Source organism: Marinitoga sp. 1137, assembly GCF_001941525.1.
GTDB lineage: Bacteria > Thermotogota > Thermotogae > Petrotogales > Petrotogaceae > Marinitoga > Marinitoga piezophila.
Window position 1 is genome coordinate 1,036,372 of record NZ_CP009471.1, and the last position, 21,453, is coordinate 1,057,824.

Sequence of the window (21,453 nt, forward strand, 5' to 3'; positions counted from 1 at the left end):
ACCTCATTATATTAATTGGATACCTTTTTTAACAACTCTATCGTTTCTTCAAAAGAAAGATCTAATATATTTTCAGCAATTTCAGTTAATTCTTTTAAAGTCATATAATCAAGAGCATCAATATATGGTTCTATTTTTTCACCAAATTTTTTTCTTAATAATGAACGCGTTAGTTTTCTTTCTCCAGCTAACATTCCACTTTTAAATCCCTGTTCTATTCCCTGTTCTATTCCCTGCTCTATCCCTTGTTTCATTCCTTGCTCTATAGCATCTTTATATGCACCATTTACAGCTTTTACAAAATTTTCAAACATTTCTTCCACCTCCTCCTCTTCAAATATCTCTTCATCTAAATTCAAATCTCTATTTCTTTTGACGAGAGTTTTTATCACTCCGTTCACGTAATTTCCAAATTTTTCCTTTTCTTTTTCAGGTAATTTTTCTAATTCTATTTTTATTTCCTCTATTATTCTGGTTACTGTTTTGTTTTCTGCCTTATTTAATGCCAGTAATAACCCTAATGCCTTTTTTATTTTTATTAATTGTTCTTCAGGTATTTGAGTTAAATCAATCACCTCATATTTGAACTTTGGTGTATATTCATCAAACATTTCCCAATTTTCTACTTTTTTCATAAACCAATTTTCAGCCGTCCATTTTCTTTTTCCTGTATAAAACACTATTGGCATTATTGGTATTAATTTAAATCCTTTTGTTCTCGATTCTTTTTTATGTTCATTTATATAATTTTTCCATATTCGCACCATATATTCGAGTATTCTAAATTGCATTAAATAATCTACAGTTGATTGATGTTCTATCAATAAATATAGATATACCTCATTTTCAAAATATTTTACTTTAAATAGTAAATCACTTTCCTTATCTCCATATTTTATATCTGTAAATTTTGTATGTTCTATTGTTATATCTTCTGCTGAAATCCCATAACTTTTTAATTTAGGAATAAAGATATCTATAAACTCAACGATCATTTCCTTATCGGATAATATCTCTTTAAATAGTTGATCATATATCCCCATTGTTTCACCCCTTGTTAACTTTTTCATATTTTATTATATCATAATTTTTATTTTCACATCATCAATCTCTTTAAAACTATGATATAATTGGTTTAGAAAATTTCTACATAACAATGGAGGAATGTTAATATGCCCATAGATGGACTTTTGTTAAATAAATTAATAAGGGAAGCCAAAAAATTTGAAGGTCAAAAAATCCGAAATATATATCAACCGGTAAATGATGAAGTGCTTTTGCAACTTCAAAACGGTTTTTTGTTGTTTGTATTAAAGAATCCCTCGTATATAATCTCACTTGAAACAAAACCAAATATGCCTGATACACCACAAAATTTTTCAATGTTCCTAAGAAAAAGAATTAAGAATGCTAAAATTATGAAAATAGAGCAACTTGGACTTGATAGAGTTGGATATATTGAACTTTCAGTAATAGATGAAACCTTTGAAATGAGAAATTACAAATTGTATTTTGAATTAATGGGAAGAAATTCAAATATATTATTGGTAGATGAAAATAATAAAATCTTAGATGCATTAAAAAAAGGGATTACACCTTCAAGAAGTATAATGCCTGGCGCAGAATATATTCCATTTTATAAAGAAGAATATATCAACATATTAAAACACGATAAAATTGATTTTGATATAGACAGGCAATTAATGGGTTTTTCAAAGTTAAGCAAAAAATTCTTTTTTGAGTATATTGAAAAATATGATTATATATCCTTTGTTTCTGAATTCATGGATAATTTAAATGTTTATACCTTTGATTATGAAAATAAAAAGGAGATCCTCGCTTTTAGACCTGTAAATTATGAATATAATGAATTTAAATCGCCTTCAGAAGGCTTATTAAATTTCTTTGAAAAGCAAAGTATAAATTCAAGGTTTTCTGAATTGAAGAGAAGATTGGAAAAGATAGTAATAAAAGAAATCGAAAAATATGAAAAACTTCATAAAAAGCTAAAATTAGAAGAAAAAGAAATACAAAAAATTCCCGAACTTGAAAAACAGGGACGATTATTGCAGGCTTATCTGTATATGTTTAATCAGAAAACTGATTTTGTTGAAGTAGAAGATTGGGAAACTGGTGAAAAAATGAGAATCAAGCTTAATCCATTAAAAACACCAAATGAAAATTTACAAACCATATTTAAAAAGGTTCATAAACTTAAATCAAAGGAAATTCACTTAAAAGAAAGACTAAAAATCACATCTGAAATGATTGACTATTTGTATCAACTATGGCAGAGCATAGAAATGGCAGAAGATATTGAAACATTAATGGAAATCAGGGAAGAAATGATTCAAGAAAGATTTATTAATGAAAATAATAAAAAGAAGAAAAGAAAAAAAATCATTTCAAAACCACTTGAATTTAATTATAACGGCTTTAAAATTCTCGTTGGAAAAAATAATATTCAAAATGACCAGATTACAAGAGAAGCTGATAAGGAAGACATATGGCTTCATGTACAGGGGATTCCCGGAGCTCATGTAATTATAAAAACAGAAAGAAAAAAAGATATTCCACAAGAAGTTATTGAATATGCTGCATCTCTTGCTGCATATTATTCAAAAGGGCGAATGTCTTCAAAGGTTTCTGTAGATTATACTCAAAAAAAGCATGTATGGAAACCAAAAGGGGCAAAACCAGGAATGGTCTTATATAAAAACTTCAAAACCATATACATAGAACCAAAATCCCCATCCTGAATCAGGATGGGGATTGTTTAAAAATTACAATTGTTCTGCAAGTTCTTTCGCTGAAGATATTGCATCTACTATTTGGCCAACTTTGTTTGCATCACCTATTACATATACATTATTAAATTCTTCTTTGAGTTTTTCATATAATTCATTTACAGGTTTTGTTCCTGCTGTAACTACAATATCATCAAATTCGCCTAAAGAAGTTATTCCTTCTCCTATTTTTTCAACAATAACTTCTTTACCTTTTATTTCTTTTACCATTGTTTTAGTATAAATATTTATCTTTGGAGCATAATTTTTCTGGAACAATTTACTTGCAACTACTTCCATTCCTCTTCCAACTTCTTCCATTAATTCAACAACAGTTACATTTTTACCTTCATTAACAAGTGCTTCTGCTGCTTCTAACCCAATTAATCCACCGCCAATTACCAATACATTTTTACCTTCAACCTTTTTACCGTCAAAGAAGTCAAATCCTGTAATGTAATCTGTTAAACCAGGAATTGGTGGAACAAATGGCTTTGCACCAGTAGCAACGATTATAATATCATAATTTTCTTTTTTGAGCATTTCTGGCGTTACTTCTGTATTATATTTTATTTCAACTGATTTTTCTGTTTTTCTTATAATATCTTCAAGTGTATCTTTCATATAAATCTTTCCTGGAGCTCTGTAAGCTAATACCCATTGACCACCAGCATAATCATTCTTTTCGTAAATAGTTACTTCATAACCTTTCTTAGATAAATATGTTCCTGCAAATAAACCTGCAGGTCCTGCACCAATAATAGCAACCTTTTTCTTTTCAGGAATCTTTTCAACAACAAATTCACTATGAACTTCTGGATTTGCAATACAATTAATTGGTTTTCCTGCTTTAACATTTGCAAGACAGCCCTGCAAACAACCTCCACATCTTACAAAATCATCTGAGTTAGATAAAATTTTATTAGGAAAATCTGGATCTATTATTAATTGTCTTCCAAATACAACTCCATCAATTGTTCCGTCATCTACAAGTTTCTTATATCTTTCATCAATTTGCATTCTTCCTACTGCAATAATAGGAATTTTTGTTAATTTTCTAATTTCTTTCAATCTATTATCCATTATATCTGTTGGTAATGACATGTGATTATAATACCATGGTGCTGAATCACATGCGTTACCCCAACCAACGTGAATAATTGATACACCAAACTCTTCTGCTAAAGCAAATATCTTTGTTAAATGTTCATCTGTAATTCCACCTTCAACAAATTCGCTTCCTGAGATTCTTAAAATTAAAGGTATATTTGTAACTTCCTTTACAGCTGATAAAACTTCCCTGGCAAATTTAAATTTATCTTTTCCATATTCGTCATCTCTTTTATTCAATCTTTCAGAATAGAATTGATGAACAATATAACCATGACCAAACTGGATTTCTATTCCATCAGCACCTGCTTTTTGTGCTCTTTCAGCATTTTCTTTAAATGCCTGTATTAATTCCTTTATTTCATCAAGAGTTAATTCTTCAGGAGTTACTCCTGTAGATGGGCATTTTACAGCAGAAGATGATTTTACAACTTCAGATGCTTTTGGATTTGCTGCCCTTCCAGCATGATTAAGATGTACAATTAATTTGGTGTCGTATTTGTGTAATGTGTCAACAAGTTTCTTTAATCCTTCAATGTGTTCATCAGTATCCAACATTACCTGTTTTGGATGTTCTTTTCCTGATTTTAACACTGATATAGGCTCAAGAATAATTGCTCCGACTCCACCTTTTGCTTTTCTTTCATAATATTTAATCAATTCTTCTGTAATAAAACCTGTCTTTGGTGTAGCTAATGCTGTTTTTACAGGTGACATAAAAATATGGTTTTTTGCTTCAAAATCCCTGAATTTCAAAGAAATCACCCCTTTTATATTTTAATATCCCCTTCTACCTAATCCTGCACCTCTTCCCATTCCATGTCCCATGCCGCGACCCATTCCTCTTCCCATTCCAGCACCTCTACCCATACCTCTCATTGCTGGATTTTCAGAATTTGGTCTTATAGCATCTTTAGGACATTTTTCCATACAAATACCACATCTTGTACATATATCATTATGTATATATGGATATCCATCATCTTTTAATTCAATTGCGCCTTCCACAGGACATACATTTACACATATCTTACATTTTATACATTCGCTTTCTTTTACCCAGGGCATATAATATCCCCTCCTTTACTCTTCCACTTCTCCTGCAAGAATAAATCTCAATTCTTCCATAGCGTCTTCAACTGTTTCACTTTCCACTATAATAGGTTTATAACCAAGTTTATCAAGTTTTATCATTGAACCTTTTCCCATGCTTAATCCTACCCATACCTTACAGTGACCCAAAAACTCCAATATTTCTTCAACTTTTGCGTGCATATGCGTTTCTGCATATGGATTTTTTATCTCTTCTACTTTTTTAAAATTTTCTCCATCATATTCATATACTACATATAATTCTGAGTGACCAAAATGTTCATCGTTCAAGTGTACTCCGTCTTTTGTACCAAATGCTATTTTCATCATTTCACCCCTAATTAATGTGTAGCGTGTTCTACTTTTTCTAATTTTCCATTCTTATAATTTTCTATGATATTTGAAAGTTTATCCTTTTTTGTTAAATATACTTCAATACCTGCAGCATTTAACACTTCAAATGCATTTTTACCAACACTTTCAAGTATTAATACATTAACGCCTTTTTCAGCAAGCATTTGTGAAACCTTTGGTCCCATTCCATGTGCTTCGCTTGCATTATTTTCAACAACTTCTACAATTTCATCATTATCGAGGTCATAAATTACAAATAACTCTGCCCTCGCAAATCTGTCATTACTTAATGATTCTAAGTCTCTTCCCTGTGATGGTATAGCTAATTTCATCACTAACACCTCCGTTTATTTTAATTTTTCCATTACTTTTTCAAAGATTTCTTTTATTGCTTCAGCCGCTTTACTGTTTTCATAATTCACTACAGGATTAATTTCTAATACTGCTTTTAATACTATTTCATCAAAAGGTATTTCTCCCAATACTTCTATGCCATCGCTTATACAATAATTGATTATTTCTTTACTTACATCTGGATTTAAGTCGTATTTATTAATAACTACACCAAAATCCCTTTTAAAGTATCTTACTGTTTCTACTATTCTCTTTAAATCATGAAGTCCTGATGAGGTTGGTTCTGTTACAATTACAACATAATCTGTTGCTGTAATTGAAGATGTTGCAGGACAACCTATACCAGGTGCTCCATCTATTAAAACAATATCTTTGTTATTTTCTTCTGCCTTTTTCAAAGCGAGTTTTCTAACTTCTGCTACTAAACCTCCTGATGTTTCTTCACCAGGATTTAGATTAGCATGAACAATTTCTTTTCCATCAGATACTACAGAATAATAATATTCTCCCGATAAAGCTGTTTCTAATCTTATTGCATTTTGAGGACATGCAATAACACAGGCATTACATCCTTCACATGCATATGGATCAACATCATATATTCCATTTTCAAATGTAATAGCTTCAAATCTACAAACATTTTTACAAATACCGCATTTATCGCATTTATTTTGATCTATTATAGCCTTTTTTCCACCATAATATTCATATTTTTCTTTTAAATCACCATTAAACATTAAGTTTAAATTTGCTGCATCAACATCACAATCTGCTAATACTGCATTTTTCAACAAAGCACCAAATGATGAACTCAATGTGGTTTTTCCTGTTCCACCTTTTCCACTAACTATTGCAAGTTGTCTCATTTAACCAACCCCTTTATTTCATCAAACACATTTAAGAATTTTTCTTCCCATTCTGGTAAATACTCAGAAAAGATTTTTCCTTCTGAATATAATTTAGCAATTTCTCTATCAAAAGGTATCTTCAATAATATTGGTACATTTGCTTCTCTGGCATAATCATCTATAATTGTTGTATCATCACTATCTCTATTTACAATAATACCTGACGGGATTCCCATTTCTTTCACCAGATCTACAGCAAGGCTTAAATCATGCAATCCAAATGTAGTTGGTTCAGTTACAAGAATAGCAAAATCTGCATTTCTCAAACTTTCAACAACAGGACAAGAAGTTCCTGGTTGTGAATCTATTAAAACAACATCGGCATTATCATCTATATGTTTTTTTAATTCCCTTATAATCCTTACTCCTGAAGGTTCTCCAATATTTAATAATCCCATTCCAAATTCGAGATTTTCATTGATTTTACCTAACTTGATTTTACCGAGGCTTTTTGGTTTCTCTGTAATTGCATCAACAGGACATACCATTGCACATGCCCCACAACCATGACATAAACTTTCAAAAACCAACGTTCCCGTTGGAAATACTGAAATTGCTCCGAATTGACAGGCTTTTGCACATTCACCACATCTAATACATGCATTATTATCAACTACTGGTAATAACATATCTACACTTTCTTCTTTATAAAAGTCTATATTGAAAAAAAGATGATCATTTGGTTCTTCAACATCAACATCTAATAATTGAATTTTATATTTTTTTGATAATGCATAAGCTAAATTTGTTGAAACTGTAGTTTTTCCTGTTCCACCTTTACCACTTAAAACGGTTATTCTCATTTCATAACCTCCATTCTATATATTAGGACTATATATACAATTCATATATATCATACCACTTTATTTTTAAATTTCAAAGAGGGTTGTCATTATGGCAACCCCCTTTTTAAACAATTATTTTTTACCACCAGCCTCTACCAAACCCACGACCTCTGCCAAATCCTCTTCCATATCCATAACCTGCTCCGTATGTTCCTCTACCGTAACCATATCCCCTACCGAATCCTCTTCCGTATCCTCTACCATATCCAAAGAATCCTGCAAATCCTCCAAACCAACCTCTCCTTACTGGTGTTGTATAATACCCTGGATTGCTGCATGGTCCCCTTCTTAAACCTATTGGACCTGTACCCATTGGGCCTGTACCATCAAATCCTGGCATCATCTTTCACCTCCCTGATTATATCTATCGAGTTCTCTTAATCTTTCTTCTACAAAATGCAACTCCTCTTCAAGATATCTTTTATAATCCAAAAGCATAGCTTTTTCTTCTTCTACTGAATATCCATAGTAATCATCATATGGTTCATCGTAATATCTTCCGTATCCACCAAAACCTCTTCCATAACCACGTCCAAATCCTGCTCCTCTACCGAATCCTCTTCCATATCCTCTACCCATGCCTCTTCCAAAACCATATCCACCATTTCCGTATCTCATATCCTCACCTCCGGATAAATTATATATGTTTTTTGCATATATCCATTTTTATTATATACCTAATACATATATATGTCAAGTAAACATTGTAAAAAAATTTTTTCACATCAATGAAAATTCCTCAATAAACATATAAAAAATATCACCGTCTGAATAGCATTACTTCAGACGGTGATCGGTTATTTCATTTAATTAAATATTTTTTATTAAATCATTTTTTGTGCACATTTCCTCTGTTTTAGGACCATATGAAATATGAGATATTTCTATTCCTGTTTTTTCTTCAATAAACGCCATATACTTTAAGAAATTAACATGATTTGTATCTGGCCAGCCTTTTAATGTCTCATATACAGGTTTTCCAACAAAAAAATCATATGAAGAAGATGGAATTTCTTTTATTTCACCATTTACATCATATGCAACACACACTTTAATTTCATCAAAACCATTTAAAACATCGGCTTTGGTAATAACAAATTTTGTCAAACCTGATCTCAATTTTGCATATCTCAAAGCTGGTAAATCAAGCCAGCCAACCCTTCTTGGCCTTCCAGTTGTTGCACCAAATTCATTTCCAAATTTTCTTATTTTTTCTCCAATTTCACCAAATTCCTCTGTTGGAAATGGCCCTTCACCAACCCTTGTGGTATACGCTTTCAATACTCCCAATACCTCATCTAATTCAAATGTTGAAAACCCTACAGAAGATACACCATGAGCCATTGTTGCACCAGAGGTTACAAATGGATATGTCCCAAAATCAAGGTCAAGCAATACACCCTGAGCACCTTCAAAGAGAACAGAAGTATTTCTGAATACCTGCGCCATATCTATTGCTGATGTGAATTTGACATTTAATTTTTCAAGCTTTCTTTTTTGTTCCATTAAATAATTAAAAATTTCTTCAGATGTAAAATTAAATCTTTCTTTGTATATATTTTTCTTTAAATACATTACTTCTTCTAATCGTTCTCTTAAAAGTTTTTCATCAAATAAATGATATATTTTAAATCCTTCTCTTGATACTTTATCTGTATATGCTGGACCTATTCCTTTTCTTGTTGTACCTATTGGATTTTTTCTTAATTCTTCAAGGATTCCATCCTCTTCTTTATGATACGGAAGAACAAGAAAGGCTTCTAAATCTATGTATATTTTTGATGAAACTCCTGGAAAATCTGCTTCTAATATTTCCAGTTCTTTTATTAATTGTTCAATATCTATAACCATTCCAGCACCTAAAAATGCCTTTGAATCCCCCTCAGGAATTATAGACGGAAGCAAATGATTTACATATTTTTTCCCTTTATAATATATTGTATGACCGGCATTGGCACCACCAGAAAACCTTACTATCCATTCGTAATTTCCAGAAAAATAATTTACCACCTTTCCTTTTCCTTCATCACCCCATTGAGCACCAACAATAGCAACTCTTTCCATACTTTTGCTTCCTCCTTCCAACAAAGTAAAAGAAGCCCTATAAAGGGCTTCTTTTAGTATTTTTATGTAATTGTAATATTGTATATTTCCGCATTTTCTTTTCCTCCATACAAAAATACACATGTATTATATCATAATTATCCTGTGATTTCAATAATCATTTTTTAATTTCATATAATTATTGTATAAGATTATAAATTTTTCTATAGAAATATTTTCCGGCCTTGTTTTTGGATCTATATCTGATTTTTCAAGTAATTCATCAAGCCTATCCTTTATTAATCCCTTTAAATTATTCCGTATTGTTTTTCTCCTCTGCGAAAACGCAACATGAACAAATTTGAAAAATCCTTTTTTGTTAATATCAGGAATATCTTCTTTTGGAGTTAATTTTAATACAACAGAATCAACTTTTGGATTTGGAATAAATGCATGAGGTGGAACATTTAATACTTTTTCCACCTTACAAAAAAATTGGACAAATATACTCAAAGGGCTATAATTTTTCCCGCTTTTTGCCATCATTCTTTCGCCATATTCTTTTTGAACCATTAATAACGCTAATTGAAAATCTGGCGTCTCAAAAAAAATCTTTTCTAGTATTGGTGAGGTTATATAATACGGAATATTGGCGATATACTTTGGTTTCTGAATTTCTGATATATTCGCTTTTAAAAAATCTATAAATTGAATTTCTACATTTTGATATTCTTTAAATCGTTCTAATAATAATGGTTTAAGTCGTTCATCTATTTCAAATGCATATAGTTTTGCCCCGGTTTTAGCAATTTCCTCTGTTAGTGTGCCTGCACCAGGTCCTATTTCTATAACTGTATCCTCCTCTGTTACAGAACCTTTTTTTACTATTTTTTTAGCATATTCAGATGTAGACAAAAAATTCTGTCCAAGACTTTTTTTTAGTTGTATATTATATTTTTTTAACCAGTCTGATGTCTTCATTCTTCTCGCCTCGCATGTAAATATATATACTTGACAAAGTATAGTTTTTGTTGTATAATATCAAAAAAAGAAAATAACTGCCAATAAACCCAAATAAATGCCAATATCAAAGGTAAACAACTTGTAGTAATTCCCCCTGTTTAACTCTTTAGCAGCCCGAAAATCGGGCTGCTTTTTTTTATACATTATATTTTCTTTAAATAATCAACAACATACATTTTCCAGATATTTTTAAATATTATCAGCAAAGGAATTGTTATTAATACACCAACTACACCGTATAATTGGGCAAAAATCAACATCGAAGTCAATATCAGGAACCAATTTATATTTACCTGACCACCTGAAATTCTTGGCGCAAGCACCCACATCTCAAGTTGATTGGCAAAGGTTATTATTATCAATCCCTTTAATAATCCCATTAAACCAAAGTTAGTAAATCCTAATAACAATATTGGAATTGCTGTTATAAATATTCCTAAATATGGAATAAAATCTGTAATACCCGCAAGTATTCCTAAGAACAAAGCATAAGGGAAACCAAATACCAATGCCATTATCCAGGTTATCACACCAACTGATAATGCTGTTATTATCTGCCCTGAAACAAATTTTCTCAAATCATTATATGTTTTTATTAAAAAATCCTTTGTGCTATCTATTTCGGAATTTGGAAAAAACATATCAATAAGATTCCACATTCTTTTACTTGCTATTGCCATATATCCTGATGCCACTATTAATAATAATGCAATAGTTAGAAAATTGGATATATTAGAAGCTAAATAACTTGCAAATTGAACTATCATATTTCTTAAATAATCTCCTGCAGTATCCAATAATGTATTTACAACTTCACCAGTTGTTCCGGGAATTCCCTGAAAATCAAATTCAGCTATTGAATCAAAAACCTTTTTACTCTCTTCTATTGTAATAGGAATTATACTATAAAAAGCATATACTATTGCTCCATAAAATATCAATGAAGCTATAGGAACAGTAAGTTTTCTCGGTATTTTTATTTTTTCAAGATATGATGCAATTACATCTATTAAAATAGTAAAGAACATGGCTATTACTAAACTTCCAACTATTGTAGAGAAAATTTTTAATGATATCATAAACACTATTAAATACATCATTATAAACCAAAAGCTTTTTTTCATTATTCTACCTCCTTAGAATTAAATATTATATCATATGGAGGTTCAAGATCTGATTCCAGAGTTGTGGAATGAACATTTCTTTTAAAATACCACCAGAAGATATATGGGTCTGTTGCATAGACATCTGCTATCGAATATATCTTTGAATTTTTTATTATTACATTATCTATTAATATTTTTTTATCATTATATGATTCATCATATTCTATTTTATATTCTTTTTGAGATGCTAATTTTATAGAATTAGCTGGATTAGCCAGATAACGTTGTAATATAATCAATGCACTATTTTCATCTTTTTTCTTTTTTGCCTTTTTAGAATTTAAAAAATCCTTTGTCATTAAATAGCTATTTTGTGTTGTAAGTCTTTCATCTACCAAATACACTTCAGAATTAAATTTATTTTTTAGTTTTATTGCAAAATCTATTGTTTTAAATGTTTGTGTGGAATATCTCCCGGACATTGATATTGGAAGACCTACTATAAATATATCTCCATCTTTAAAAATTTCATTTTCAAGCACCTTTAATAATTTATCGCTTCCAACACTGTTTTTTATTGTTGGAATTTTCAAAGCAGCCTCTGCAGTAGCTATACCTGTTTTTTTTAATCCATAGTCAAGCGCTATAAATTTCAAAACGTTAACATCTCCTCTATAATATCCTTTTGAGTTTTTATAATATTATATTCAATTTCTTCATTTTTCAATATCTTTACAACTTTTTCCTTATCTTCTTCGGAAAATGCAATTACAGGATTAGCACCAAGTGCAAATAATTTTGAAAAAACATTATTTTCTCTTAATTTATCTAAAATATGTATTATATGTTTTTGCTCTAATTTTATATACATATTTAAATCCCTTGTAGTTTTGAACATTTTTACTTAACCTCCGCAAATTGGTTATTTAACAGAGAAATAAACTGTCTTGATTTGAAATTCATAAAGAAATTTATAGAACTCTTTAATAACCATTTATCAAGAATACTTTCTTTAGCTTTTACATTTTTATGTATTAAATCAAGCTTAAAGTCGTCTACTGCTTTAAGTCCATTTGATGTATTTACAACTATACCGGAATTTATCAGTTCGTCTGTTATAGTCTTTACAAGTTCTGTGTCATTATTAAAGTATTTTTCCGATAATGCATTTATGGTAATGTTTGTATTTTCTTCTATCATTTCATATACTTTCTTTAATACTTCTGGTGAAGGATAATTTCTTGAAAAATCATACATTAATTTTGTTGAAAAATCTGTATTATATGCCATAACAAATATTATATTTTCTTTTTTATTATGTGGCCATGATGATACAAGATCCAATAATTCAATACGCGTCTTAGGAACATCATATAACATAATTATAGAATTTCTATCCTTCTGTTCTAAAGCTAACCCATCATTTGCAAATTCTGAAATTAATATTCTCGAAGGTCCTTTTTTATTAATCTCTCTAATATTTATTTTTTCAAAAAATGTATGCATGTGCGAATAATACAATATATAATCTTCGGAATATTCATATGTTTGAGAAATATAATTCTTTAAATTTTTATATGGTGTGACATTATCAACTATAATATTGAGATTTTTGGAATTATATAAATAATCCTTTATAAGTTTTAGCTTGTTGGAATTTATTTCCTTTACAACTTCAAAAGAAGGAACATTGGAGTTAACATTTGCAACTCTATATCCACTAAGTTTCAAAAATTCTTTTATGGTTTCATCATAAAATGTCCCTAAAATGTTTATATTATATATTTTAGTTCTAACCACTTTTCTAAACTGAATATACTCTGGAATATTTGCTATAGCCTGATGCGAGAATGAATAGATTGGTTCATCAATTAAAAGGTTTTTAGAAAACTCATTGAGCTTGTGTATATTTTGCATATACGCCGGTACTGTTAAAAGAATAACTCTTTTACTTTTTAATACACTATTTTCTATATGAGATTTTTTATTATAATAAATTTTATCGGAAGAAATATATTGATTAATAATTTTATAAGTATATTCAAGCAACAAGTGCGATGCACCTATGATAATGAGTTTTTCTCCCTTTGATACAGTATTTTTAATCTTTTCAATTAATAATGTATTTTTTATCTTAAGAGGTGCAAATATTGCAGTTCTATTTTGTTCTATAATATCGAGCAATATTTTATACTTATAATTTGTAAGATGATGAACATTATCTTTAGCATGTAATGATATTAATAAATTTCCATGATTTTCTTTTTCAGTTAAAGAATCACCGACAAATTCTATATCTTTTACATAAAATTTCAATACCTTTTGATTGTTATAAAATGTTCTCTCAACTCTGAAATTACCAACTATATTACATTTTATATTCCCCGTAATATTTTCCCTTTTATTTGCTAATACACCATAACCAACAATTTCAAATATCATACCCTTAGGTGTTTTTGCTATTGCTGCTATATTCTCTTCTTCAGCACCAAAAAGTTTTACTTTTTCAAGTACTACATCCTTTATTAAAAATGTCGGCTCTGGATTTTGATAACCAAATGGTTCTAAAAGAGATATATCGTCAAAGAAATTACCCCATAAATTCTCAATTTCCATGTCTATTTCTATTTCAGATTCCGGTTCTTTATCGCCATAAATATTTGAGTATACTTCATTAATCTTTTCTCTAAGCATTTCTATTTTTTCAGAATCAATTGTAAATCCGGCAGCCAATTCATGACCACCATATTCCTTAAAGAAATCTTCATTTTCTTTAGTAATATTTTTCATTAATTCAATAAGACTAACTCCCTGCGGACTTCGGGCAGACCCTTTTCCAAGATTATCTTCAGAAGTAGTTGAGACAAGAAGAACAGGCTTGTTAAATTTATTTGAAAGCTTAGAAGCCACAATTCCAAGAACCCCTAGATGCCAATCCTGGCCGCTTAAAACAAGAACCTTTTTATCATGAAAATCCGGATTAATATCCATTAAACTTAATGCTGATTTATATATACGCCTTTCATGTTTTTGCCTTTCGGTATTTAAGTCTAATAATTGTTTAACTTTCTTTTCTATATTTTTTTCTTCTTCCGTAAGCAATAACTCAAATGCTTTCATGGCATCAGCCATTCTTCCAGCTGCATTTATTTTAGGTGCAATTTTATATGCTATAACATAAGATTTTACATCTTCTGGCATCACACCAATTTCCCTCATCAAATGCCTTAATGCAGGACTGGGATCAGTTCTTAACTTTTCAAGCCCTCTCTTTACAAAATACCTATTCTCGGATCTTAAAGGAACTATATCAGCAATAGTTCCAAGAGCAACAAGATCCACAAGAGAAAACGGATCAAATTTTATATCATTTATTTTCTCATAAACTGCAAGTAATACCTTAAAAGCAACACCTACTCCCGATAATCCTTTAAACGGATATTCATCATCATGCCTTTTAGGGTTTACAATAGCATCTGCTTCCGGTAAAACCTCCTGCATTTCATGATGATCAGTAATTATAATTCTCATTCCTTTTTCTTTTGCATGAGCTATTTCTTTAAGTGACGTTGTTCCACAATCTACAGTAATAATATTTTTATATCCCTTATTATATAGCTCATCTATAGCTTCAATATTTAAACTATATCCTTCATCTATTCTATTTGGAATATATGCTTCTATATCCCATCCCAATGCTTTAAATCCCTGGTAAATTACAGCAGCCGCTGTAACCCCATCTGCATCATAATCTCCATATACAACTAATTTTTCTCCTTTATCCCTTATATCAAATAAAATATCAACAGTTTTATCCATATCCTTCAAAAGATATGGATCTATAACCGTTGATTCATCGGGATATAAAAATTCTTTTATCTGCTCTATATCGGTAATTCCACGTGCAATAAGCAGTTTAACCAGAAATTCGGATAATCCTAATTCTGAGGAGATGTGCCTTGCAAGCTTTAAATTCTCCTCAAATAAAGGATTAGCCGAGTCCCAAAAGACCCTCCAATTCTTTTTCAAAATATTCTCTCCTCTCTTATTTATTTTTTTTATTTTGTTATAATTATACAAAATTTATAGTACCAAAATCATTAGAGATATATTCCATTAATTTTAATTTAACGTTAATTCATTTCTTATTTCATATTTATTTCAAATTTTGTATATTGTGATATAATAAAAAAGAAATCTTATTGGAGGTGAATTTATATGAATAATAAAAAGATTCTATTAATTTTATTAATGTTTTCTTTATTTATTTCTATTTTCGCTGTAAACAACAAAGATTCAAGAAAAACCCTTTTAATTTATTCAAGAGGTTATTCATTTTTATCAACAAAAGTAGAACACAAACTTAAAGAAGCATTAATTAACCAGGGAAAGTATAGACTTGTAGAAAGAGATATAAACGTAATGAATGAAATAGAAAGAATCTTACACGGTCTCACATCAAAAGATAATTTTAATTTAAATCAATTAGCAGCAGATTATATTGTTTATATAGAAGTTATAGATGCAGAATCATATAGAAAAACCGATGAATATGATAATATCTGGTATGAATACCACATTGAAGGGGCATATAGATTAATAGATATTGAAACAAGTCAGATTCTGGAAATAAAAACTATAGATGCTGTTGGAACTCATTACGTTTCACAATATGTTTCAGAATACGAAGCAAAAGAAATGGCAAGAGAGGAAGCCATATCAAGTCTGGTAAATACCCTTGTATATAGAATGAATAAATTATTTTTAATTAGCGGTAAAATTATAGGTATTGAAGCAAATTCACGTGTTTTAGTAAATATTGGAAGAAATAATGGAGTATATAAAGGAATGATGTTCTCATTCGCAAAAAATTACGAAATAAATGGTGATGTATATAGAAAAACAAGCGGAAAATTAGTCACAAAAGAAGTTTCCTCCAATTCCGCAATCTTAGAGATTTTAGAAGAACCTGAATTCGCTCTAGATAATACAGTCAGTGTAATAGAAAATCCGGATATTTCTCCATTTAGAGCACATTTTTCTTTATCAATGACAACAAAACTCCCGGATATTTATTCATTAAGAATGGATTTTCTTATTGACAATTATAAAAACTTCACATATGGTGTTTTTGTAGAATTTTCAGATGATATAAATACATTTTACACTTCTACAGGATTAAATATAAGATACACACCTGAATATACATTTGGAAATTTAAATCTGGGGGCCGATTTGTATATCTCAAGTTATTACAATACCGAAATTGATTACAATGAAGACTATATTGCTGATGTTGGTATTGGTATAACTCCTATAATAGGATTAGAACTAAAACCACATAAGAATTTTGGAATTATCATAGAAAGCGGTTATACTTTTGAAAGCTCAATAGGTGGTAATTATCCAGCTAACAATGCACCTTATATAAAAGCTGGGATTGATTTAATATTCTAAATTAATTCAAACCCGGGATGCAATAAAATCCCGGGTTTATTTAATTTTAATTATTATGTTACCAAAAAGAAATTATTTTTTTGAACATTCTATTCAAAAAACAGTCTAATATGTCGGATAGCAAATCTATCCTTTATTTTTTGAAATATTCTTAGCAAATAATTATTACGATTGCTAAAAATAAAAATTAAAAATAGATGTCTCAGGAGGTGATGGGTATGCTAAACCCAAAAAACTTTACAGAAAAATCGCTGGAAATAATAGAAAACGCCAGAACAATTGCCAATGGATATGGCACCAATGTGTTAACACCTGAACATATTACACTTGCCATTCTTGATAGCGATGATGAACATGTAAAAAAATTATTTGAAACAATAAACGTAGACGCTATAAAGGATAATATAGAAAGTGAATTGGCAGAAAACGCACAATATTCATACGGAAACCTTACTGATAATAGGGTATATATTTCCAGCACATTAGAAAGAATCTTTGAAATTGCAAAAACAGAAGCAAGAAAAACCAAACATAAACTTATTACAACATTGCATTTATTACTTGGAATAATGCTCGATGGAACATCTTATTCAGCAAAATTATTCTCAAAATACGGATTAACAACCACAGAAGTTTATGAAGAATTAAAAAACATAAAAGTAACCAAAGAAGGAACAGAAGAAAAAGTTGGAGATGTTTTAGAACAGTTTACCATTGATTTGACAAAAATGGCAGAAGAAAAGAAATTAATGCCTGTTATTGGAAGAGATATTGAAATCCAAAGAACTATTGAGATATTAAGCAGAAAAACAAAAAACAATCCTGTTCTCGTTGGTGATCCAGGTGTAGGTAAAACAGCTATAGTAGAAGGATTAGCACAGAGAATAGTAAAAGGTGCTGTTCCAGATGCATTAATAGACAAAAGAATTTTACAGCTAGATATGGGTAGATTACTGGCAGGCGCAAAATTCAGAGGAGAATTTGAAGAACGTCTAAAAAATGTAATCGATGAAGTAAAAAAACAGGGTGATAAAATTATATTATTCATTGATGAATTGCATACAATTATCGGCGCAGGAAAAGCAGAAGGAAATTCGATGGATGCTGCAAATATGTTAAAACCTGATCTTGCACGAGGAGAATTAAGAGTTATAGGTGCAACAACACTTGATGAATATAGACAGTATATTGAAAAAGATAAAGCTCTTGCAAGAAGATTCCAACCTGTTCAGGTTGATGAACCTTCATTAGAAGACGCAATAGAAATCTTGAGAGGTATAAAAGAAACATTTGAAAAACATCACAATGTTAAAATTTCAGATGAAGCAGTAGTTGCAGCAGTGAAGTTATCACATAGATATATAACAGATAGATTCTTACCAGATAAAGCTATAGATTTAATCGACGAAGCTGCAGCAAAAGCAAGACTTGAAAAGAGCTCTAAATTATCCAATATTAAGAAATTGGAATACGAAGCAAAGGAATTAGAAGAAGAAATTAACGACTTAACAGTAAAAGGAAAATATGAAGAAGCTGCTTTAAAGAAACAAAAATTATTTGAATTGGAAAAAGAAATTGAGAGACTAAAAGAAGAATACGAAAAGGAAAAAGACAAAGAAGAGGAAGAAGTAATTGTAGATGAAGACAAAATTGCAGAAATTATTGAAAAATGGACAGGAATTCCAGCTAAAAAAATGCTCGAAGAAGAAAGAGAAAAATTACTTAACCTTGAAAAAGAAATACACAAAAGAGTTGTAGGGCAGGAAGATGCTATTGTTAAAGTTGCTCAACATATAAGAAAAGCAAGGGCTGGTTTAAAAGATCCAACAAGACCTATAGGTTCATTCTTATTCCTTGGTCCAACTGGAGTTGGTAAAACAGAATTAGCAAAAGCATTAGCTGAAGTATTATTTGATACAGAAGACGCACTAATCAGAATTGACATGTCTGAATACATGGAAAAGCATGCAGTTTCAAGATTAATTGGTTCACCTCCAGGATATGTAGGATATGAAAGAGGAGGTCAATTAACAGAAGCTGTTAGAAGAAAACCGTATTCAGTAATACTAATCGATGAAGTAGAAAAAGCACATCCAGATGTATTCAATGTATTATTACAGGTATTAGACGACGGAAGATTAACCGACGGAAAAGGTAATACCGTAGACTTCAGAAATACCATTATTATAATGACAAGCAACATCGGTTCTGAAGGGATTTTAAAAACATTAGAACACAAAGGGCACCTTGGATTTGTAAGCGAAGAAGAAAAGGCTTCTACAGAAGAAGAACTGGAAAAATTGATAAAAGAAGAATTAAAGAAATTCTTTAGACCGGAATTCCTTAACCGTTTAGATGAAATAGTGGTATTTAAACCATTAACCATAGAAGAAGTAAAAGAAATTGTTGGAATATTATTAAAACGCACAGAAGAAAGATTAAAAGAAAAAGATATAGAATTAATGATTACAGAAGACGCAAAAGAATATATTGCTAAAAAAGGTTATGATAGAATCTTTGGTGCTCGTCCATTAAGAAGAGTTATAGAAAGAGAAATCGAAATGGAATTGGCAAATAAAATAATTGCTGGCGAAATTCCTCCAAAAAGTAAAGTAATTATTGACTTAAAAGATGATAAATTATTAATCAGAACCAGCAACGGCGAAATAAAACCAAAAGAAGAAAAGAAAAATTAAATAATTCATATTTAAAGGCAGGTGCAAAACCTGCCTTTTTATTATTTATTCTTTAAGGATTTTCCTATCCGTCTATTGAAAAATTAATTAGATTAAAAAGCGTGGTGATTAGATGAAACATCTAAAATTTCTTTCAATAGTATTTTTAATATATTTATCTACTTTCATATTTGCAAATAACCAGATTACATTACCAGCAAGCATAATTTCTATTGATAATATCTTTTCTTTAAAAGATATTTTTCCTGAAATAAAAAATGACAGAACACTTGCTTTCTTTACAGGCGAAACTATAACTTATGACGCTTCAAAACTTAAAAATATGATTGAGTCTCTTACAAATTATGAAAATATAACCTTTGAGTCAACCATAATAACAATATTTTATATGCCAACTAAAACAAAAAATAATTCTAATTTAAACAAAAATGATACAAAATATATATTGGAAGATTATTTTAAAAATATATTCCTTGAAGATTCAAAAACAGCAACTATCAATTCCTTTGAAATAAGCAAGTTTTATACAGACACAAAAGTCTCAACTGTACTTGATATAAATTATCGAAGAACTATGAACAATGTATTTGGTAATTTTTTAATACTTGATGATTTTAATAATAAAAAATATATATCCTTCAAAGCAAATGTTTCAAATTATAAAAATGTATTTATAGCAAAAAACAATATAGATTATAAAACTCCTTTAAATGATTCACTTTTAGCAACAAAAACCGTTGATATATATTCTCTTAATTTTTCACCACTTATAGTTGAAAAAAAAGATTTAATAAAATTTCAAGCTAATAGAAAAATAAGAAAAAATGAAATTATTTACGAAAATTCAGTAAAAAAGATACCTGATGTAAAAGCCGGCCAGATAATTCCTGTCGAAGTTTATGCTTATGGTGTAAAAATATTATCGTGGATGCGCGTTTTAAATGATGCAATAATTGGTGAAATTGTTTCAGGAAGAAATGAAAAAACAGGAGTATTAATAACAGGAAAGTTATACAAAGGACCAAAAGTAATTATTGACATAGGAGGTAACTAAGATGAAAAGGATTTCGTTTATTATCATGATAATCTTATTATCAACATTTTCATTTTCGGATTCATTATGGAAAAAAGCCCATACAAAAAATTTATACTCAAATCCAGAAAAGGTATATTCCCTGGGAGATATTATAACAGTAGCTGTTTCTGAAGCACCATCTTTAAGTTTATCAGATAACAACCCTGATCCTTTTTCTGGTGTAATGGGAACAGTTGGCGCAATATTTAATACAATAGGAAATCTTGATCTAACTAAATTTTTACCTCTTGGCGCAAATTCTCCAGATAAGGTTAGCGTTTCAAATAAAAAAACCTCTTCTCAAAGTCAGGCAAAGGTTAGTTTATATGTTTCTGCAAAAGTAGTTGAGGTCTTAGATAATGGCATTGTAAAAATATACGGAGAAAAGGAATTTAAGGTAGATTCACAGAAAAAGATAATGATAATAGAAGGTTATGTTGATCCGCAATATATTAAAGATGGCGTTATAGACTCTAAAAATCTTGCTGAAGCAAAAATATGGTATCAGGGAGATACTGATTTACAAAAAAATCCCAACAAAAAAACATGGTTGGCATGGATGCTTTCTGGAATATCAAATCTATTCTTTTAAGGGGTGACTATG

The 21,453-nt window shown here is 29.8% G+C and carries 20 protein-coding genes; 5 read left to right on the forward strand and 15 right to left on the reverse strand.

Features of this window, described 5'->3' with window-relative positions; all coding sequences use genetic code 11:
• Nucleotides 1-11: 11 nt before the first annotated feature.
• Nucleotides 12-1,043, reverse strand: a complete 1,032-nt coding sequence (locus tag LN42_RS05165; RefSeq protein ID WP_041638508.1) for an Rpn family recombination-promoting nuclease/putative transposase — start codon at nt 1,041-1,043, stop codon at nt 12-14.
• A gap of 129 nt (nt 1,044-1,172) precedes the next feature.
• Here LN42_RS05165 and LN42_RS05170 point away from each other — a divergent pair, with 129 nt between their 5' ends.
• Nucleotides 1,173-2,759, forward strand: coding sequence for an NFACT family protein (locus tag LN42_RS05170; RefSeq protein ID WP_014296457.1), 1,587 nt, complete (start codon nt 1,173-1,175; stop codon nt 2,757-2,759).
• Nucleotides 2,760-2,783: 24 nt separating this feature from the next.
• On the opposite strand, the gene LN42_RS05175 is transcribed toward LN42_RS05170, so the two are convergent.
• From LN42_RS05175 to recJ, 14 genes are all read right to left on the reverse strand, one after another.
• On the reverse strand, nt 2,784-4,652 hold the full coding sequence (locus LN42_RS05175) for an NAD(P)/FAD-dependent oxidoreductase (protein ID WP_075780448.1): 1,869 nt from the start codon (nt 4,650-4,652) through the stop codon (nt 2,784-2,786).
• A 21-nt stretch (nt 4,653-4,673) separates the two neighbouring features.
• Nucleotides 4,674-4,964 (reverse strand): 4Fe-4S binding protein, encoded by a 291-nt coding sequence (locus LN42_RS05180; protein ID WP_014296459.1) that lies wholly within the window; start codon nt 4,962-4,964, stop codon nt 4,674-4,676.
• A gap of 15 nt (nt 4,965-4,979) precedes the next feature.
• Nucleotides 4,980-5,315, reverse strand: coding sequence for a NifB/NifX family molybdenum-iron cluster-binding protein (locus tag LN42_RS05185; RefSeq protein WP_050899158.1), 336 nt, complete (start codon nt 5,313-5,315; stop codon nt 4,980-4,982).
• Between the two features lie 14 nt (nt 5,316-5,329).
• A complete protein-coding gene (locus tag LN42_RS05190; protein ID WP_014296461.1) occupies nt 5,330-5,674 on the reverse strand; it encodes a NifB/NifX family molybdenum-iron cluster-binding protein in 345 nt (114 codons plus the stop codon).
• A gap of 15 nt (nt 5,675-5,689) precedes the next feature.
• Entirely contained in the window at nt 5,690-6,562 is an 873-nt protein-coding gene (locus tag LN42_RS05195; protein ID WP_075780449.1) for an ATP-binding protein, read from the reverse strand.
• Nucleotides 6,559-7,407, reverse strand: coding sequence for an ATP-binding protein (locus tag LN42_RS05200; RefSeq protein ID WP_014296463.1), 849 nt, complete (start codon nt 7,405-7,407; stop codon nt 6,559-6,561). Before LN42_RS05200 ends, LN42_RS05195 begins: the two co-directional genes overlap by 4 nt.
• 121 nt (nt 7,408-7,528) lie before the next feature.
• Nucleotides 7,529-7,792, reverse strand: coding sequence for a hypothetical protein (locus LN42_RS05205; RefSeq protein WP_014296464.1), 264 nt, complete (start codon nt 7,790-7,792; stop codon nt 7,529-7,531).
• Entirely contained in the window at nt 7,789-8,067 is a 279-nt protein-coding gene (locus LN42_RS05210; protein WP_014296465.1) for a DUF5320 family protein, read from the reverse strand. The genes LN42_RS05205 and LN42_RS05210 overlap by 4 nt, the downstream gene beginning before the upstream one ends.
• 192 nt (nt 8,068-8,259) lie before the next feature.
• Nucleotides 8,260-9,513 carry an adenylosuccinate synthase gene (locus tag LN42_RS05215; RefSeq protein WP_014296466.1) on the reverse strand — a complete coding sequence of 418 codons (1,254 nt, stop codon included), beginning with the start codon at nt 9,511-9,513 and terminating at the stop codon, nt 8,260-8,262.
• A 150-nt stretch (nt 9,514-9,663) separates the two neighbouring features.
• Complete coding sequence (rsmA, locus tag LN42_RS05220) at nt 9,664-10,473, reverse strand: 16S rRNA (adenine(1518)-N(6)/adenine(1519)-N(6))-dimethyltransferase RsmA (protein WP_014296467.1); 810 nt, start codon at nt 10,471-10,473, stop codon at nt 9,664-9,666.
• 185 nt (nt 10,474-10,658) lie between these two features.
• On the reverse strand, nt 10,659-11,639 hold the full coding sequence (locus LN42_RS05225) for an AI-2E family transporter (protein WP_075780450.1): 981 nt from the start codon (nt 11,637-11,639) through the stop codon (nt 10,659-10,661).
• Entirely contained in the window at nt 11,639-12,277 is a 639-nt protein-coding gene (gene ruvX / locus LN42_RS05230; protein ID WP_075780451.1) for a Holliday junction resolvase RuvX, read from the reverse strand. The genes LN42_RS05225 and ruvX overlap by 1 nt, the downstream gene beginning before the upstream one ends.
• Entirely contained in the window at nt 12,274-12,519 is a 246-nt protein-coding gene (locus LN42_RS05235; protein WP_014296470.1) for a hypothetical protein, read from the reverse strand. Before LN42_RS05235 ends, ruvX begins: the two co-directional genes overlap by 4 nt.
• Before the next feature lie 2 nt (nt 12,520-12,521).
• Nucleotides 12,522-15,650 carry a single-stranded-DNA-specific exonuclease RecJ gene (gene recJ, locus LN42_RS05240; protein WP_014296471.1) on the reverse strand — a complete coding sequence of 1,043 codons (3,129 nt, stop codon included), beginning with the start codon at nt 15,648-15,650 and terminating at the stop codon, nt 12,522-12,524.
• 189 nt (nt 15,651-15,839) lie between these two features.
• Between recJ and LN42_RS05245 the strand changes: the two genes are divergently transcribed.
• The 4 genes from LN42_RS05245 to LN42_RS05260 all read left to right on the forward strand — a co-directional run bounded on the left by LN42_RS05245 (nt 15,840) and on the right by LN42_RS05260 (nt 21,441).
• Nucleotides 15,840-17,078 (forward strand): hypothetical protein, encoded by a 1,239-nt coding sequence (locus tag LN42_RS05245; RefSeq protein ID WP_014296472.1) that lies wholly within the window; start codon nt 15,840-15,842, stop codon nt 17,076-17,078.
• 218 nt (nt 17,079-17,296) lie between these two features.
• Nucleotides 17,297-19,774, forward strand: a complete 2,478-nt coding sequence (locus LN42_RS05250) for an ATP-dependent Clp protease ATP-binding subunit (RefSeq protein WP_014296473.1) — start codon at nt 17,297-17,299, stop codon at nt 19,772-19,774.
• Between the two features lie 112 nt (nt 19,775-19,886).
• Complete coding sequence (gene flgA, locus LN42_RS05255; RefSeq protein ID WP_014296474.1) at nt 19,887-20,828, forward strand: flagellar basal body P-ring formation chaperone FlgA; 942 nt, start codon at nt 19,887-19,889, stop codon at nt 20,826-20,828.
• Nucleotide 20,829: 1 nt separating this feature from the next.
• Nucleotides 20,830-21,441, forward strand: a complete 612-nt coding sequence (locus tag LN42_RS05260; RefSeq protein WP_014296475.1) for a flagellar basal body L-ring protein FlgH — start codon at nt 20,830-20,832, stop codon at nt 21,439-21,441.
• Nucleotides 21,442-21,453: the final 12 nt, after the last annotated feature.

Bases quoted from the DNA above. Each gene is read 5' to 3' on its own strand.
- LN42_RS05170 (WP_014296457.1), top strand. From the start codon at position 1,173: ATGCCCATAGATGGACTTTTGTTAAATAAATTAATAAGGGAAGCCAAA.
- LN42_RS05185 (WP_050899158.1), bottom strand. From the start codon at position 5,315: ATGAAAATAGCATTTGGTACAAAAGACGGAGTACACTTGAACGATGAA.
- LN42_RS05215 (WP_014296466.1), bottom strand. From the start codon at position 9,513: ATGGAAAGAGTTGCTATTGTTGGTGCTCAATGGGGTGATGAAGGAAAA.
- LN42_RS05195 (WP_075780449.1), bottom strand. From the start codon at position 6,562: ATGAGACAACTTGCAATAGTTAGTGGAAAAGGTGGAACAGGAAAAACC.
- LN42_RS05200 (WP_014296463.1), bottom strand. From the start codon at position 7,407: ATGAGAATAACCGTTTTAAGTGGTAAAGGTGGAACAGGAAAAACTACA.
- LN42_RS05210 (WP_014296465.1), bottom strand. From the start codon at position 8,067: ATGAGATACGGAAATGGTGGATATGGTTTTGGAAGAGGCATGGGTAGA.
- LN42_RS05235 (WP_014296470.1), bottom strand. From the start codon at position 12,519: ATGTTCAAAACTACAAGGGATTTAAATATGTATATAAAATTAGAGCAA.
- rsmA (WP_014296467.1), bottom strand. From the start codon at position 10,473: ATGAAGACATCAGACTGGTTAAAAAAATATAATATACAACTAAAAAAA.
- LN42_RS05165 (WP_041638508.1), bottom strand. From the start codon at position 1,043: ATGGGGATATATGATCAACTATTTAAAGAGATATTATCCGATAAGGAA.
- LN42_RS05225 (WP_075780450.1), bottom strand. From the start codon at position 11,639: ATGAAAAAAAGCTTTTGGTTTATAATGATGTATTTAATAGTGTTTATG.
- LN42_RS05205 (WP_014296464.1), bottom strand. From the start codon at position 7,792: ATGATGCCAGGATTTGATGGTACAGGCCCAATGGGTACAGGTCCAATA.
- LN42_RS05190 (WP_014296461.1), bottom strand. From the start codon at position 5,674: ATGAAATTAGCTATACCATCACAGGGAAGAGACTTAGAATCATTAAGT.
- LN42_RS05180 (WP_014296459.1), bottom strand. From the start codon at position 4,964: ATGCCCTGGGTAAAAGAAAGCGAATGTATAAAATGTAAGATATGTGTA.
- LN42_RS05250 (WP_014296473.1), top strand. From the start codon at position 17,297: ATGCTAAACCCAAAAAACTTTACAGAAAAATCGCTGGAAATAATAGAA.
- LN42_RS05260 (WP_014296475.1), top strand. From the start codon at position 20,830: ATGAAAAGGATTTCGTTTATTATCATGATAATCTTATTATCAACATTT.
- LN42_RS05245 (WP_014296472.1), top strand. From the start codon at position 15,840: ATGAATAATAAAAAGATTCTATTAATTTTATTAATGTTTTCTTTATTT.
- flgA (WP_014296474.1), top strand. From the start codon at position 19,887: ATGAAACATCTAAAATTTCTTTCAATAGTATTTTTAATATATTTATCT.